We start from the raw sequence: 15487 nt of genomic DNA on the forward strand, positions 1-15487 counted from the left end.
CGTAGCGGCTTTTTCGGCGGGTCGGTGTGAGCCGGCCCGTCCTTGGGTAGTCACTGCGCGTGCATCGCGCCGTCGGCATCGTGGCGGCTGCCGTCATGGGCAGCCTGGACCCACGTGGGCCGGCGGCGAGGGCCATCGACGACCTGTGGGTCCTGATGCTGGTCCTCGGGGTCGCCACGTTCGCGATCTTCGCGGTGCTGCTCGTCCTCGGCGTCCGACGGCGGGCCGTCGACGCCGACGCCCAGCCCAGCACCCGGATGATCGTCTGGGGTGGGATCGTCCTGCCCGTGGTTGTCGTCGGTGCGGTCTTCGTGGCCACCCTCGACACGATGGCCGACACCCCAACGTCGGCGCCCGACGGCGCGGTGACGGTGGAGGTGACCGGCCATCAGTTCTGGTGGGAGGTCCGTTACCCGGATGCCGGCGTCGTCACCGCCAACGAGATCCACATCCCCGCCGGGCAGCAGGTGGCCGTCGAGCTCACGTCGGCCGACGTCGTCCACTCCTTCTGGGTCCCGCAGCTGACCGGCAAGCTCGACGCCCTGCCCGACCGGACCCACACCCTCGTGCTCGAGGCCGACGAACCCGGTGAGTACCGCGGCGCCTGCGCGGAGTTCTGCGGCATCCAGCACGCCAACATGGGCCTGCTCGTCATCGCCCACGACCAGCCGGACTTCGACGCCTGGCTGGCAGGGCAGGCGGAACCGGCCACCGCACCCGCCGATGAGCTGACCGCCCGCGGCCGCGACGTCGTCGCCGGACCGGGCAACTGCATGGAGTGCCACGCCATCGACGGCGCCCGCGGCGACGGGCCCCCTGCGCCCGACCTCACCCACTTCGCCAGCCGACGGACGATCGCCGCGGCCACCCTGCCCAACACCCCCGACGACCTCGCCCGGTGGCTCGAGGACCCACAACACGTCAAGCCCGGCGCGCTGATGGAGCCCAGCGGGCTCGACGCGGCCGACCTCGAGGCCGTCCTGGCCTACCTGGAGTCCCTCGGATGACCGAGTCGCCGCGCGACGACCACGTTCCGGGCCTGGAGCGGCCCGCGTCGGCGTCCCCGACCGTCGCCGACGTCGAGACCGACGAGGAGCTCGACCGCCTCTGGGCCGACCCGCCGGGCCTGTGGGGCCAGCTCCGCGCCGTCCAGAACGACAACATCGGCCTGCGCCTCCTGCTGACCGGGTTCTTCTTCCTCATCCTCGGCGGCAGCGTCGACTCCGTCGTGATGCGCACTCAGCTGGCGTTCCCCGAGGTCGGCCTCGTGGGACCGCAGCTGTACAACGAGCTGTTCACCAACCACGGCTCGGTGACCATGTTCCTGGTCATCCTGCCGATCTTCGAGGGCTTCGCGATCCTGCTGCTGCCCCTGCTGCTCGGGACGCGCGAGATGCCGTTCCCGCGGCTGGGCGCCTTCGCCTACTGGACCTTCCTCCTCGGCGGCCTGCTGTACTACTCCGCCACCCTGTTCCAGCTGGTGCCCGACGCGGGCTGGTTCGCCTACACCCCTCTGAGCGGGCCGGAGTTCTCCCCGGACCTCGCCATCGACTTCTGGGTGCTGGGGCTCGGGGTCGCCGAGGTCGGAGCGATCGCCGCCGGTATCGAGATCATCATCGGGGTGCTGAAGCTGCGCGCCCCCGGCATGACGTTGACCCGGATGCCGCTGTTCGCGTGGGCCATGCTCATCACGGCGTTCATGATCCTCTTCGCCTTCACGCCGCTGATCATCGGCAGCCTGCTGCTGGAGCTCGACCGCGGCTTCGGGACCCAGTTCTTCAACCCAGACGCCGGCGGGTCGACGTTGCTGTGGCAACACCTCTTCTGGATCTTCGGGCACCCGGAGGTCTACATCCAGTTCCTGCCCGCCGCGGGTGTCGTCTCCATGGTGCTGCCCGTCATGGTCCGCCACCGCACCGTCGGCTACACCTGGATCGTCGCGTCCATGGTCGGCATCGGCGTGCTGTCCTTCGGCCTGTGGGCCCACCACATGTTCGCCACGGGGTTGCCGACGCTGGTCCTGGCGTTCTTCGCCGCCGCCTCGATGGTCATCGCGATCCCTGCGGGTGTGCAGGTGTTCGCGTGGGTCTCCACCATCGCGGCCGGCCGGGTGCGCTGGGACACCCCCATGCTCTACGTGATGGGGTTCCTCGTGATCTTCACCATCGGGGGCATCACCGGGGTGATGACCGCCGCCGTGCCCTTCGACCTGCAGGTCCACGACAGCTACTTCGTCGTCGGGCACCTCCACTACGTCCTGATCGGTGGGGTCGCCTTCCCCATCTTCGCCGGCGTGCACTACTGGTGGCCGAAGTTCACCGGGAAGATGATGGACGAGCGGCTGGGCCGCATCGAGTTCTGGCTGCTCTTCGTCGGCGTCAACGTGGCGTTCTTCCCGATGCACATCGTCGGGCTGCAGGGCATGCCCCGTCGCGTCTACACCTACCCCGCGGAGATGGGCTGGCAGACCGCCAACATCGTCTCCACCGTCGGTGTGTACATCGTGGTCGTCGGCATCGCGACGTTCGTGTGGAACGTCGTCCGCAGCTACCGCCACGGCGAGCCGGCCGGACCCAACCCGTGGGGCGGCGACACGCTGGAGTGGGCGGTTCCGTCCCCACCCAAGGAACATGCCTGGACCGTCACCCCGATCGTCACCTCGCGACACCCGCTGTGGGACCAGGACGACCTGCACCGCGGCGACCCCGACGTCGAGCAGCTCGTCCGGGGGATGGCCCGATGGCCGCTGCGGTGGCGGGCCGTCATGGCGGTCGGCACCGCCAACGCCCGTCCCGAGGAGATCTACCGGGTGGCCGACCCGTCGATCTGGCCGCTGGTCGCGGCGTGCGGCACGGTGCTCATCTTCCTCAGCGAGCTGCTGAAGCTGCGGCCCGGGGCGCTCGTCGGCGCCCTCGTCATCGGGTTCGCCGTCATCATGTGGAACCGTCCCACCGACCCCCCGATGACGGTGGAGGAGGAGCGGGCGTTCGAGGAGGCCCACGGCATCCCCGTGCACGCCGGCGGCAGCCTGGTCATCTCGCGGTGGGGGATGGGGCTGGCCGTGCTGTTCGTGTCGATCGGCTTCGCGAGCCTGCTGCTGGCGTACTTCTACCTGCGGCTGGAGAACCCGGTCTGGCCGCCGTCGGGGACCGCCATGCCGGACCTCGGCAGCTTCGCGCTGGGCACCGTCCTGGTCCTCGCCGCTGGCGCCTCCGTCGGGCTCGCGCTGCGACGCGTCCGCGAGGGTGAGGTGACCGGCACGACGGTGTGGCTGGCGGCGGGTGTCGTGCTCGGCGGGGCCGCGGTGGCGTGGCTGTTCTCCCACCTGGTGGGCCTGGACTTCGACTCCATGACCCACGCCTACGGGTCGATGTACCACACTCTGGCCGGGTTCCTCCTCCTGCTGCTGGTCGTCGGGGTCGTGATGACGGCGATGATGGCGGTCTGGACCGTCCAGGGGCACCACGACCAGCACCGGCACGTGCCGATCACCAACACCGCCACGTGGTGGGCAGCGGTCGTCGTCATCTGGACGATCGGTGCCACGACGCTCGCGCTGGGGCCGGTGGTGACATGACCGACCAGGCGCCGGGACTCGATCCGCGTACCGACTCGGCGGTCGAACCGGTCCCCGACCACGACGGCGGCCCGCCGATCAGGTGGCTGCTGTTCGTCGGCGGACCGATCCTGTTCGCCGTCCACTTCCTCGTCGTGTACCTGACGACCGAGGCCGCGTGCACCGCGGTCCCACCCGCTGACGACCTCGCGCGCACCGTGACGGTGGCGGCGACGGCGGTGGCGATCCTGATCGCCGTGGCGCTGACGACGGCCAGCCACCGCTGGTGGCGGTCGATGGAGCGGCGTCGGGTCGAGGGTGCCCGGGCCCGCCCGTCGGGGCACGGCCCGAGCACCGAGACCGAGGTGCCCGACGGGCCCGACGGCCGCGACGACCCCGGCTCGATGCGCGACTCCGCCCTCGCCGTCACCAGCGTCATGCTCGGCGCGCTGTTCGGGCTGTCCGTGCTGGTCGTCGGCATCCCGGCGCTCGTCCTCCCGGCCTGCTGATGTGGGGCACGACCCTGGAGTCCACGGGCGTGTCGTGGACGACATGGACGCTGGAACCGATGCTGCTGCTCGCGGTCGTCGTCGCGGCCGGGCTGTACCAGCGTGGACGCGCGGCCGGGACGGCCCGGTCGGGGGTCGACCGTCGCGACGCCGCGTTCCTTGCCGGGCTGGTGGTCCTTGTCCTCGCGGTGATGTCGCCGCTGGACGCCGCGGCGGGCCACCTGGCGTCGGCCCACATGGTCCAGCACCTCCTGCTCGGCCTCGTGGTGGCGCCGCTGCTGGTGGTCGCCGGTCCCGGACACCGGATCCTTCGGGGGATCCCCCGTGACGTCGTCGCCAGCGGGATGCGCCTCGGCCGGACCGTCCGGCTGGTGCCGAGCCCGCGATGGTGGCGGCGGATGGACGTCGCCTGGCTGGCCAACGTCGCGGTCCTGTGGGGCTGGCACGCCGCGATGGCCTACGACGCCGCGCTGGCCGACGACGTGGTGCACCTGGTCCAGCACGCCTCGTGGCTGCTGGCCGGATGGCTGTGGTGGCGGGTCGTCCTTCGCCATCGACGGGCCGAGCCCGGCATCCGGTTGCTGTTCGCCTTCACCACGGCGATGGCGACGGTCTTCCTCGCGGCGTTGATGACGTTCGCGGGCACGCCCTGGTACGAGGGGTACGCCACGACCACCGCGGCGTGGGGACTGACCCCGCTGGCCGACCAGCAGCTCGCCGGGGCCCTGATGTGGGTCCCCGGCGGGCTGGTGTATCCGGCCACGGCGCTGTGGCTCCTGGTCGGCTGGCTCCGGTCGATCGAGGCCGAGGCTCAGCAGCCGAGGGCGGAGGTGTAGCTCTCCTCCACCGTCAGCGTCATGCCGCCCTCGATGGTGCCGTCGCCAGCCACGGCGTCGGCGTACTGCCAGAGGACGTTCGACCAACCGCCATCCGGCTCCATCTCGAGGAGGATCGGCCAGTCATGGGACGTCGCAAGCGCATCCCGGGCAGCGGTACGTCGCGCGTCGTCGGCGACCGCCCCGGCAGCGATCCATTCCTCGATCCAGCCGCAGGCCACGGCACCGGTGACGGCGGCACCGACCTGGTAGCGGTCGTTGGTGGACGCGACGTCCTCCAACGCAGCCCGGTCGAACCCCGGGGGCAGCGGTACACCGTCGAGCATGCTGGCGACCACGGTGCCTCGCTGGGACGGTGAGATGGCGGAGTCCGGCAGCGCGTCGCTCCACTGCTGCGGGGTCGCCGGCGTCAACGTGGCTGCCAGTGCAGCGAAGCGCTCGGCGTCCATGCGCGTGCCACGGAGCTCCAGGGATCGCACGTCATCGGTCCACAGGGCGGTGTGATCGTCGGGGGAGTACGCCATCACGTCGGCCTGCTGGCCGTTGATCGCGATCGTGGTCACCGGCGTGGTCGAGGTTCGACGGTCCTCGACCCAGCCGTCGTGTTCCTCGACCGGTCGCCAGTGTAGGTCCATCGTCCCGTCGGGACCGACGAAGGACACCTCGCCGAGGGTGTCGGCCTGGATCTGCACGCGCTCCAGCGTCCACCCGTCGGCATCGAGCAGCAGATGGGGGCCGACGTCGCCGAAGACCTGGGTGCCGCCGCCGTCGCCGACGGCGTCGGGCGTGGGGACGACACGGACGACCGCCACCACGAGCAGGGCCACGATCGCGGCGGCCACCGCGCCGAAGCTCCAGCGGGCACGGTCGCCGTCGAGGGGGGCACGGTTCGGGCCGACGGCAGTCCGCGGTGTGGCGGCAAGCCGGTCGACCAGGTCGGACGTGGCCGTGCGGACGGCCGGGGTGGTGGTGCGGGCGGGGTCGGTGCGACGGATCGCCTCGAGCAGGTCGTCGGTCATCGGGTTTCCTCCAGGGCGCGGGTGGACGCGGGGACGGCGAGCTCGGCCTCGAGCCGCCTTCGGGCACGATGCAGCCGCGTTCGGGCTGCGTCGGCGGACACACCGAGGACGACCGCGGCCTCCGCGGGGGACAGCTGCTCCCACGCGACGAGGTACAGCACCTCGCGGTCCCGTTCGGGCAGACGCTGCATGGCCTCCACGACCGGCCCGTCGACGACGGTGTGGCGGGGGGCGGTCGCGAGCGCCGGTTGGAGCTGCTCGGTCAGGCGCCCCAGGAGCCGTGTGCGTCGTCTGGAGCTGCGTCGGGTGTTGGCCAGCTGTCGTCTGGCCACGCCGAAGAGCCACAGTCGAGCCTCGTGCCCCGGAGGCACGTCGTCCAGTCGTCGCCAGGCGACGAGGAAGGTCTCGGCGATGACATCAGCGGCGTCGTCGGGCGACGCCGAACGACGCGTGACATAGGCCACGAGGTCGTCGGCGTGCGCGTCGTGCAGGGCGCGGAGTCGGTCGGTGTCGTCCATTCACCCCTCACATGTCCGGGAGTGAGGACAACGTGACACGTTCGACCGACGAGGTCGAACGTGTCGTGCGGAGGGCGGCCTCCGCGGCGGGCCGACGGCCCGGTCAGACGATCCGGCGGCCGGTGACGCGGTGGTGCAGGATCTCCAGCGTGTGCATGCTGGCGCCCGCCCACGCGTCCAGGCCGATGCCGTCGATCAGCTCGAGCTGATGGGGGTTGGTGACCTCCCGGCACATGCCCTGGATGAGCACCGACCAGCCCTCGTGCCAGGCCTCGTCGACGTCGTCGACCTCGAAGGCGATCTTCTGGCCCATGGCCGCGGCCATGTACTTGGACCCGGGGTCGGAGCGGAACACCACCGAGCCGCGATGGACCCGGTAGTTGACGGGCAGGACGATGGGGTAGCCCTGGTCGACGAAGGCCAGGCGACCGACCTTGGTGGGATGACCGGCCAGGAGCGTCATGCACTCGTCCTGGTCGAGTCGTTGCAGATGATCCTTGGTGCGTGTCATGGGTCGACGATGCGTCACGACCCGGCCATACGGCCAGCGTCGAAGGTCCCGGATCACCCGGGACCTTCCGCCCCCGTTGTGCAGCTCAGCCGCCCACTGCCCCGAGCTGCACACATGCCGAACCGAGTTGTGCAGCTCGGCCGACGTCAGGGCTGAGGTGCACGAGACGAGGGGAGGGGACAGGCGAGCCGGGGTCAGACGGGACGGTCGCGCCTGGGCGGTAGCTGCCGCAGCACCGACAGGGGCGTGGCGACGGTGCTGGTGCCGACCAGCCGGTCGCTGTTGTCACGGATGCCGTCCAGCCGGTAGGACAGCACCGGTTCGGCCTTGCCCTTCAGCACGAGCGGGTCGAGCCGCTGGGTGTGCGTGAAGGTCCGCACGACCGCGTAGGTCTCCGCGCTGATCGACACGGTGCCGGGCGCGGCGGAGGACTCCAGCCGCGACGCCAGGTTGACGGTGTCACCGATCGCCGTGAAGACCCGACGGCGGGGGCTGCCGATGCTGCCGACGGTGGCCGGGCCGGTGGCGACGCCGACCCGCAGCTTCGGCATCTGCGGCTGGTCGGCGATCATCCCGTTGACGGCGTCCTGCAGCGCGATGGCGGCCCGTGCGGCCAGCAGCGGGTGCTCGGGATGGGGGACGGGGGCGCCGAACAGCGCCATGATCGCGTCGCCGATGAACGCCGAGACCGCTCCGCCGTTGTCGGTGATGGCGGGGACGACCAGCGCGAAGTAGCGGTTGAGGAGGTCGACGACGTCCGCCGGGGGGATCTGCTCGGACAACGACGTGAAGCCCTGCAGGTCGGCGAACAGCACGCTGATGTCCATCGTGCGGCCGCCCAGCGCGCCGCCCTCGGGGTCCTCCAGCAGCTGCACCGCCACGTCCCGGCTGAGGTAGTCCGAGAACAGGTCGGTCAGCTCGTGCTCGGCCCGTCCCCGCACGCCGGCCTCCGCAGCGCTGTCGGCCATCAGGCGCAGCAGCGCGGCCTCGGCGCTGCTGAAGGGGCCGTGGTGGCGACGGGCGACGACGAACCCGACGGTGGCCTCCTCGGCCACGAGCGGCACGACCATCTCCGACCCCCCGTCGGTGTCCTCGCGGGCGGTCGCCCCCGACCGCAGGGCCGAGGACAGCAGCGTCCAGGTGGTGTCGGTCAGCGGGACCTCGTCGGACACGAAGTGCACGACCCCGTCGATCAGGAGGGCACAGCCCACGGCGATGTCGGCCAGCGCACCGACCGACCGCACCACGCTCGCCTCGAAGGCGGTGGCCTCGGGTGAACTGGCCACTGTGCTCCCTCCGGTACCGGCCCGACCCCTCGCGTCGTAGGCTCTGCTGACGATCGTAGAGGGTTCGAGGTCGGAGGGAGCAGCATGGACGGGCGCATCCTGCCCGGACCGGGACGGGTCGTGCACCACGGCGACGTCGTCGTCGTGCTCGGCGACACCGCGCCGACCGACCTCGTGGAGCTGCTGTTCGACGCGGCTGCGGTGGCCGACGGCCCCGGGCTGCTCGACCGCCTTCGCGAGCACCCACACGGCAACGAACCCAGCCTGGGGGTGCTCGTCTGCCACGGCGACGGCCTGACCGTCCGGATCGGCTCGGGCCTGCTGTACCGCAGCGACCACGTCGGCTACCGCAGCACCCTGGCCGGACCGGTGGACCTGGTGACCGCCGACCCCGTGCGCGTGGCCATGGGCCCCATCGACATGCCGATCGGGCCGGCCGCGGACCATCCCGGCCTGCGGGAGGGTGCCTGGCTGGGCACCGGCGCCTGGGTCGAGACGGCCCCCACCGTCGGCGCCTCGCCCCAGCAGCTCGACGGGGTCGTCTGCGGCACCTGCGCGGCGTTCGTCCACCCGCGGACGTTGCGATGCCGTCGCTGCGACACCGTCCTGGAACCCCCGCGTCGCGCGGAGACCCAGCCGGCCGTCCCGGTCGCCAGCCTCCGCCTGGACGACGGCACGCGGCACGTCCTCAACGGCGACGTCGTCGTCGGCCGTGAACCGCGCTCGCACGAGCGGGTCCGTGCCGGGCTCGCCGCCCCGTTGCTGCTGACGGACTCCGAACGGTCGGTCTCCCGTAGCCACGCCGAGCTGCTCGTGCAGGGATGGTCGGTACACCTGCGCGACCTCGGCAGTCCCAACGGGACGACGGTGCGCCTTCCCTCCTCACCACGCCACGAGCCGATCCCGACCGGCGAGGCGGTCGCGCTGCTGCCCGGCACCGAGATCACCATGGGCCGACGTGCGATGACGCTCCTGACCTGACGTCGGCCGACCCCGCTCAGCCCAGCGCGGCCTCGCGGAGCGCGTCGCGAAGGATCTTCCCCGACGCGTTGCGCGGAATCGACTCGACGACGTGCACCCGTGTGGGGACCTGCTCCGGCGACATCGTGCGGGCAGCCCAGTCCCTGACGGCGTCCTCCAAGGTCGCGGGGTCCACGCCGTCGGCCGGGACCACCGAGACGTGCACCTCCTCCGGGCCGCCCTCGGGACCACCCTCGAACACCCCGACGTCGTTGACCCCGTCGAAGGCCGCGATGCCCTGCTCGACGTGGTTGGGATGCACCCACACGCCGTTGACGGTGATCACGTGCGACCGGCGGCCGCTGATGAACAGGTAGCCGTCCTCGTCGATCCGCCCGATGTCGCCGAGGGTGAACTGGCCGGGTTCGCGATACGCCTCGGCCGTCTTCTCCGGCGCCTTGTGGTAGCTGAAGGTGTTGCCGTTGCGGTAGCGGAGGAAGATCTCGCCCTCCTCACCGGGCGCGACCGGGGTGTCGTCGGGCCCGATCACCGTCGCCTCGATGAACGGCAGGATGCGACCGACGCTGCCCGGCTTGTCCAGGAAGTCCTGGCTGGAGCCCATGGCGAACATCCCGCCCTCGCTGGCGCCGTAGATCTCCACGACCTTGGGTCCGAGCCAGTCGATCATGCCCTGCTTGACGTGCGGCGGGCACGGTGCCCCGGTGTGCATGAGCAGCTCCAGCGTGGTGCCCCTGAAGCGCGCACGGACATCCTCGGGCAGGCGCAGCATCTCCCCGAGGACCGACGGCAATAGCAGCGTGTTGCAGACGTGGTATCGGTCGATCGCCTCGAGGATTGCTGCCGGATCGGTCGTGCGGCGGATGACGATCCGTTGGCCGGCCAGCATCGGGAAGGTCGACAGCACGAACTGGCCGGAGTGGTAGAGCGGCCCGGCGATCAGCGCCACGCCCTTGGTGTCGATCCCCAGCCCCGCCGCGACCCCGGCCGCGGTGTCCAGGACGTCGCTGATCGGTCCGCCGGCGGCGTTGATGCCCGCCCCGATCACCCCCTTGGGTGCCCCTGTCGTGCCCGAGGTGTAGAACATCGGACCGCCGGCCATCTGCCCCTCCGGTTCGATGGGCGGGGAGTGGTAGAGCAGGTCCGCGGCGGCGTGCACGCCGTCACCGGTGACCCCGTCCAGGCTGAGGCGTGCGACGAGCGGCAGGCCGTCGGAGGCCTCGACGGCGACCGGTCGGCACGCGTCCTCCATGATCAGCAGCCGCGCGTCGGAGTGCTCCAGGATGTAGCGGGTGCGCTCGACGTCGGCGTCCCACGGCACGATCACGAGGACGAAGCCGGCGTGCAGCGCCGCGACGAAGACCTCCCACGCCTCGCGTCGGTTGCCGGTCATCACCGCGATGCGGTCGCCGGGCTGGATGCCCAGGCCGCGGAGTCCGAGGATCCAGCGGTTCGCCTGGTCGTTGAGGTGGACCCAGGTGGTGGTGCCGGTCTCGTCGGTCAGCGCGACCTCGTTGGGCCGTTCGGCGACCTGCGGCTGCAGCGCGATGACCATCCCTCACCCCTCCAGTGCGGTTGCAAGCGCCCGTGCTGCCGTGGCCAGCTCGCCCCGACGGGCGCGGAGGCGGTCGGGCAGGACCGCCAGGGCGCCGAGCAGGTCCGAGCCGGCGACGGCGGCGGTGTCGGCCTCGTGGCGTTCGAAGGACCGCAGGCCGACGCCGAGGGCGTCGACGATGTCGCCGAGCATCCCCTCGATCGTGGTGGCCGCCGCGGCGATCGCCTCGTGCGCGTCGGGGCCTGCCCGGTCCGCCCGGTCGCGGGCGTCGTGGGCAGCCGCGAGGGCCTCGGCGACGTCGGGCCACACCCCGCCGTCCTCACCGAGGGTGCCGCGGCCGTCGGTGTGGCCGAGTCCCTCCTGCAGCCGCCGGGCCAGCTCCTGGGCGTCGGCGGCGGGTGCCGCCAGCCCGCAGGTCATCGCCCACAGGTCGGCGATCTCGGTCCCCAGCGCGATTGCCAGCAGCTGCACGCAGAACCGCTGCATGGTGTCGACCGCGATGCCCACCTTGAGGGGCGTGAGGTCGCCCACGTCCTCCTGGTCGGTCAGGGGCAGGGCCAGCACGCCGAGCTCGTTGCGCAGCGAGTTGCGCAGCTCCACGACCGTGTAGGCCTCGGCGACCCAGGCGTCGTACAGCTGCTGGAGGGTGATCGCGTCGACGCGTCCGTCACGGATCGCGATCCCCCACGGGCCCTCCAGCGACAGCTGCCGCACGATGCCGATGCGGTACATCTCCAGCATCGCCACGATCTCGGGATCCAGGTGGTGGCGGACCTCGTCGAACTCCGTCGTGCAGTCGACCCCGCAGTTGTCGTCGACGATGTGGCGGCCGCCCGGGTGCAGGTGGCGGAACTCCGTCATGTCGTGGACGACCCCGTTGATGGCCATCCAGTAGCCGCGCTCGGCGTCGGTGTGGGCGATCAGCTCCGACACCTCGATGCGACGTTCACCCGGTCGCAGGTCGGCGGCGGGCGTGAACGTGGTGAAGACGTCGAACATGACCTGCCGGTCGGCGACGAGCTGGCGCAGCGCCACGTCGGGGTCCATGCCGTCGGGCCCGTGGGCGGCCAGGGCCTCGCGGACCGCGGTCATGACGGTCGAGGCGAACCCGCCCTGCCCGCAGACGTACAGGTTGGCGTCGGTCTCCAGCAGCCAGCGCACGAGCTCGGGCCCCACCTCCGGGCTGGTGATCAGCCGGTCGATCCGTCCGGTGGGCCCGCCGTCGGGGGCCTCGCGGGAGTAGGCGATGTCCAGGCGCACGTGCTCGCTGTCGCGCCAGCGGTACAGCCGCTCCCGGTCGGGGACCTGCTCGGGGGTGCGCACCGCCAGCAGCAGCCAGTTGTCGCCGTCGTCGGCCCTGCGGTGCTCGAGGAACCCCATGAACGGTGCGACCCCGGTCCCCGCAGCGCACATGATCACGCCCCGGCCGTCGGTGGGCAGGGTGAACCGTTGCGGGCGGACCACGGTCAGGTCGACCTCGCCGCCGATGTCGAGCCGTTCGGTCATCATCGTCGACGCGGTCCCGCGCTGGCGTCGGACCTCGCCGTCGGCCCCCGCGGCCTCGAACGACAGGTGCCCGATCACCAGGCTGGCCTCCGTCGGCAGCCCGTCGTGGTCGACCTCGGTGCCCGCGACGGAGTACAGGCGGGCGGGAAGCGGCGGCAGGATGCGGCTGATGGCCTCGCGGTCCATCAGCTCGGCCTTCCACATGCGGGAGGGGTTGAATCCGGTGCGACGCAGCTCGTACAGGGCGTCGGGCACCTCCCACCCCTCCTCCCGGCGCTCCCGCAGCAGCGCGAGCAGGCTGGGCGCCGGTGCGAGCGCCACGAGCTGCTCGGCCACCTCGGGTGTCAGCGGCCGCAGCCAGGCATGGGTCAGGAAGTCCCGCAGGGTGGCGTCGCCGCGGTTCAGCTGGTCGTGCCGGGCGGCGAGCGAGGCCTGCCACGACGACGTCAGGGGAACCTGCTCCTCACCGGTTGCGCCGAGCGCCTGCAGCGTCCACTCCACCAGCTCGGGGTCGTTCTTGGGGTGCACGGCCAGCCGGTCGCCCGGCCGCACGATGAGTCCGGTACCGCGCAGGTCGAGGCGGATGTCGTTGATCGGTCCGGTCGAGCCCTGGGCGACCACCGAGCGGCCGGCCAGCCGCGCGGGGACCGGCTGCATCGACATGTCGAGGACCCGCTCGACCCGTGCGGCCTCCAGCGCGTGGTGGGCGTGTCGCCATGCTCGTGCCCGGTACTGCCCGGAGATGCCGCTGGCGGTGGAGGGACGACCGACCTTGAAGGCCGTCTGGATGAAGCCGTAGACCTTGCGGCGGTGCACGCCGAGGTAGCCGCGGTCGCCGGTGTAGGCGTCGACGACGTTCTGGAACAGCCCGCGCAGGCCGACGTCGCCGGACTCCAGCACGAAGTCGCGCACGGGGGCCTGGCCCATCGCGGCGACGAACCGGCGGACGTTGGGCGCGTAGTTGTCGGCGACGTGCAGGGCCTCCTGCCCCAGGGGGCTGGCGTGGGTGACCCGGCCGAGGAAGTTGTCGAGCGCCTGGATACCCGCAGCCGCGGCGCCGGAGACGCCGGGCACGTTGCTGACCACGGGGATGCCCGTGGGGGCGACCAGCTTGGCCCAGATGACGGGGTCGGCGTGCGGGGAGGCCAGCGGGACCGGGTCGATCTTCATCAGCGCGGTCTCGGTGAGGTGGTGCACCGCGTCCAGCACGTCCAGCAGCGACTGCACCACGCCGTCGACGTCCTTGGACGCGGCCGCGTCCTGCCCGCGCACCATCGCCTGCACCAGCGGGGTGCAGGCCGCGCTGACCTCGTTGAACCCCAGGCAGAAGGCGGCTTCGGTCGAGGACCCGGTCTGGGGGACCAGCAGCCGGGTGTTCTCCACCGTGATCGGGCCGTCGGGGTCGATGCGTGCCCAGTTGTGCAGCATGAGGTCGTCGAGGGAGAAGTGGGCGCGGTGACGGCCCATGCGGCGGGCGACCTCCTCCCACGGCAACCGCAGGACGCTCGGTACCGCGATCGGGGCCGGCAGGTGCAGGTCGTGCATGTCGCAGCGCACGTAGGCGTACACCAGCGCACCGAGGACGACGGAGGCCCGCCAGAGGTGGTCGTCGGCCAGGTCCTCCTGGGTCGCCGACAGCAACGGCAGGTCGACCAGCTCGCGACGAGCCGACAGGTCACGCCACATGCGGGGCAGCTGGGCGGCCGCGTCCTCCCACGCGGCGTGCGAGGACGGCAGCGCAGTCGGTGGGTCACCGACCGGCATGAGCCCGTGGTCGTAGGACAACGACCCGAGATGTGGCGCGGCCTCCTCGGCGAGCTCGTCGAGCAGACGGCGGCTCGGGCCCGGCGTGGTCGCGGGCGGCAGGGGTGTCACGGTCATGGCGGGGTCACCCGGTCGCGGCCGGGACGGACGCACCGGTGTCGTCGGCGACGTCGCACAGCAGCGCCCAGCAGATGTCGGCACGTGACACCGTGCCGAGGAACCGGCCGCTGGCGACGACCGGCAACCGTCGGATCTGCTTGGAGACCATCAGGGCCGCGGGTTGCAGCAGCTGGTCATCGGGGCCGACGGTGAAGGGGTTGTGGATGACGTGGTTGATGACCGGGTCGTCCACTCGGCTCTCGCCGGCGTTGACGAAGAACGCGTAGGCCCTCTCCAGCGTCGCCTGCCCGGGGTCGATGTCGTCGAAGTCGGGCATGAGGGCGCGCAGGAGGTCGCCCTCCGACAGGACCCCCATGAAGGTCCCGTCCTCGCCCACCACCGCCAGGTCGCTGGCCCCGGTCAACGCCAGCAGCTCGGCGGCCACCCGCAGCGGATCGTCGGGGGACACCCGAGCTGCCTTGCGGTCCATCACGTCTCGAACCCTCATCGCGCCAATTCCCTCCAGCCGGCGGTGTGGTCGTCAGCCTAGAACCAACCTCCGTGTCGCGGTACGGCTCGTGAGGGACTCGTTCGCGGATCGGTCCGCAGCGGGCCCGTCAGCGGTTGGGCAGGTCCAGGGCCTCCAGCGCCACGCCGACCATGCAGGTGGCGAGGTCGCGCAGCGAGACGTGGTCGCCACGGCTGTCCAGCGCCCGCTGGACCACCAGGTCGATCGCTACCTCGGGCAGGTTGGCCAAGGCCGACCGTTCGACGTCGTCGAGCATCAGGCGGGGCACGAGCGCCCGGCTGGAGGTGCTGTGGGCGAGCGCCCGCGAGACGGCGTCGTCGGCGGCCCGGTCCAGCCCGCGGGCGCTGAAGGATCCGCGACCGAACGTCTCGCCGGTCTCCTCCTCGTCCTCGGCCAGCGGCACCGGGTCCTCCAGGGCCGTCGCGACGGTCGTGTCCAGGCCCGTGGCTGCCAGCAGGTCGGCCAGGTCGGCCCCGCCGACCCGGACGGCGGCGCGCAGCAGGTCGGTGGTCCATGCCGGCACGTCGGTGACGGGCAGGGCGACCAGCGCGTGGGACAGCCGAGGCAGGCCGGGTGCGTGCAGCCCCGGGTGCTCGGTCAGCCGGACGGCGGGTTCCCCGCCGGTCAGGCGGCGGACACGGCGTCCCGCCACACCTTCCGGTTCGCCCAGCAGGCCGGCCACGAGATGGGCAGCGCTGGCGGGTCCCCCACCGGCCAGCGAACGGGCCAGGTGCACCGCGACCAGCGCCTGATCGGTCAGGGTCACGGTCGACCGGGGGGCTGCGGGGACGGACACGTTCGCACTGTACCGTCGGCGTCCT

Annotated in this window: 13 protein-coding genes; 5 read left to right on the forward strand and 8 right to left on the reverse strand. The window is 71.9% G+C overall.

The window, feature by feature from the left end; translation table 11 throughout:
* The first annotated feature begins 59 nt into the window (after nt 1–59).
* From coxB to CUC05_RS02910, 4 genes are read left to right on the forward strand one after another with little or no spacing between them, the layout of a single operon-like run.
* Complete coding sequence (gene coxB / locus CUC05_RS02895; protein WP_108664575.1) at nt 60–1007, forward strand: cytochrome c oxidase subunit II; 948 nt, start codon at nt 60–62, stop codon at nt 1005–1007.
* Nucleotides 1004–3577 carry a cytochrome c oxidase subunit I gene (gene ctaD / locus CUC05_RS02900; protein WP_108664576.1) on the forward strand — a complete coding sequence of 858 codons (2574 nt, stop codon included), beginning with the start codon at nt 1004–1006 and terminating at the stop codon, nt 3575–3577. The genes coxB and ctaD overlap by 4 nt, the downstream gene beginning before the upstream one ends.
* A complete protein-coding gene (locus CUC05_RS02905) occupies nt 3574–4065 on the forward strand; it encodes a hypothetical protein (protein ID WP_108664577.1) in 492 nt (163 codons plus the stop codon). The genes ctaD and CUC05_RS02905 overlap by 4 nt, the downstream gene beginning before the upstream one ends.
* Entirely contained in the window at nt 4065–4901 is an 837-nt protein-coding gene (locus tag CUC05_RS02910; RefSeq protein ID WP_108664578.1) for a cytochrome c oxidase assembly protein, read from the forward strand. The genes CUC05_RS02905 and CUC05_RS02910 overlap by 1 nt, the downstream gene beginning before the upstream one ends.
* Here CUC05_RS02910 and CUC05_RS02915 read toward each other — a convergent pair.
* From CUC05_RS02915 to CUC05_RS24420, 4 genes are all read right to left on the reverse strand, one after another.
* Nucleotides 4877–5920, reverse strand: a complete 1044-nt coding sequence (locus CUC05_RS02915) for a hypothetical protein (RefSeq protein ID WP_108664579.1) — start codon at nt 5918–5920, stop codon at nt 4877–4879. The two genes, CUC05_RS02910 and CUC05_RS02915, sit on opposite strands and share 25 nt — an antisense overlap.
* A complete protein-coding gene (locus CUC05_RS02920) occupies nt 5917–6438 on the reverse strand; it encodes an RNA polymerase sigma factor (RefSeq protein ID WP_108664580.1) in 522 nt (173 codons plus the stop codon). The genes CUC05_RS02915 and CUC05_RS02920 overlap by 4 nt, the downstream gene beginning before the upstream one ends.
* A gap of 103 nt (nt 6439–6541) precedes the next feature.
* Nucleotides 6542–6949: a pyridoxamine 5'-phosphate oxidase family protein gene (locus CUC05_RS02925; protein WP_108664581.1), complete on the reverse strand. Its 408-nt coding sequence runs from the start codon at nt 6947–6949 to the stop codon at nt 6542–6544.
* A 194-nt stretch (nt 6950–7143) separates the two neighbouring features.
* Nucleotides 7144–8235, reverse strand: coding sequence for an adenylate/guanylate cyclase domain-containing protein (locus CUC05_RS24420; RefSeq protein WP_157965146.1), 1092 nt, complete (start codon nt 8233–8235; stop codon nt 7144–7146).
* Between the two features lie 84 nt (nt 8236–8319).
* Here CUC05_RS24420 and CUC05_RS24425 point away from each other — a divergent pair, with 84 nt between their 5' ends.
* Nucleotides 8320–9216 carry an FHA domain-containing protein gene (locus tag CUC05_RS24425; RefSeq protein WP_157965147.1) on the forward strand — a complete coding sequence of 299 codons (897 nt, stop codon included), beginning with the start codon at nt 8320–8322 and terminating at the stop codon, nt 9214–9216.
* A 16-nt stretch (nt 9217–9232) separates the two neighbouring features.
* On the opposite strand, the gene CUC05_RS02935 is transcribed toward CUC05_RS24425, so the two are convergent.
* From CUC05_RS02935 to CUC05_RS02950, 4 genes are all read right to left on the reverse strand, one after another.
* Nucleotides 9233–10768 (reverse strand): AMP-binding protein, encoded by a 1536-nt coding sequence (locus CUC05_RS02935; RefSeq protein WP_108664583.1) that lies wholly within the window; start codon nt 10766–10768, stop codon nt 9233–9235.
* 3 nt (nt 10769–10771) lie between these two features.
* Nucleotides 10772–14155 carry a cytochrome b5 domain-containing protein gene (locus tag CUC05_RS02940; protein ID WP_157965148.1) on the reverse strand — a complete coding sequence of 1128 codons (3384 nt, stop codon included), beginning with the start codon at nt 14153–14155 and terminating at the stop codon, nt 10772–10774.
* A 7-nt stretch (nt 14156–14162) separates the two neighbouring features.
* Nucleotides 14163–14645, reverse strand: coding sequence for a CBS domain-containing protein (locus CUC05_RS02945; protein ID WP_108664585.1), 483 nt, complete (start codon nt 14643–14645; stop codon nt 14163–14165).
* Between the two features lie 109 nt (nt 14646–14754).
* Complete coding sequence (locus tag CUC05_RS02950) at nt 14755–15462, reverse strand: hypothetical protein (RefSeq protein ID WP_108664586.1); 708 nt, start codon at nt 15460–15462, stop codon at nt 14755–14757.
* Nucleotides 15463–15487: the final 25 nt, after the last annotated feature.

The organism is Euzebya rosea (assembly GCF_003073135.1).
GTDB classification, from domain to species: Bacteria; Actinomycetota; Nitriliruptoria; order Euzebyales; family Euzebyaceae; genus Euzebya; species Euzebya rosea.

Bases quoted from the DNA above. Each gene is read 5' to 3' on its own strand.
- CUC05_RS02940 (WP_157965148.1), bottom strand. From the start codon at position 14,155: ATGACCGTGACACCCCTGCCGCCCGCGACCACGCCGGGCCCGAGCCGC.
- CUC05_RS02925 (WP_108664581.1), bottom strand. From the start codon at position 6,949: ATGACACGCACCAAGGATCATCTGCAACGACTCGACCAGGACGAGTGC.
- CUC05_RS02935 (WP_108664583.1), bottom strand. From the start codon at position 10,768: ATGGTCATCGCGCTGCAGCCGCAGGTCGCCGAACGGCCCAACGAGGTC.
- CUC05_RS02915 (WP_108664579.1), bottom strand. From the start codon at position 5,920: ATGACCGACGACCTGCTCGAGGCGATCCGTCGCACCGACCCCGCCCGC.
- CUC05_RS02920 (WP_108664580.1), bottom strand. From the start codon at position 6,438: ATGGACGACACCGACCGACTCCGCGCCCTGCACGACGCGCACGCCGAC.
- CUC05_RS02910 (WP_108664578.1), top strand. From the start codon at position 4,065: ATGTGGGGCACGACCCTGGAGTCCACGGGCGTGTCGTGGACGACATGG.
- CUC05_RS02945 (WP_108664585.1), bottom strand. From the start codon at position 14,645: ATGAGGGTTCGAGACGTGATGGACCGCAAGGCAGCTCGGGTGTCCCCC.
- CUC05_RS24425 (WP_157965147.1), top strand. From the start codon at position 8,320: ATGGACGGGCGCATCCTGCCCGGACCGGGACGGGTCGTGCACCACGGC.
- CUC05_RS02905 (WP_108664577.1), top strand. From the start codon at position 3,574: ATGACCGACCAGGCGCCGGGACTCGATCCGCGTACCGACTCGGCGGTC.
- ctaD (WP_108664576.1), top strand. From the start codon at position 1,004: ATGACCGAGTCGCCGCGCGACGACCACGTTCCGGGCCTGGAGCGGCCC.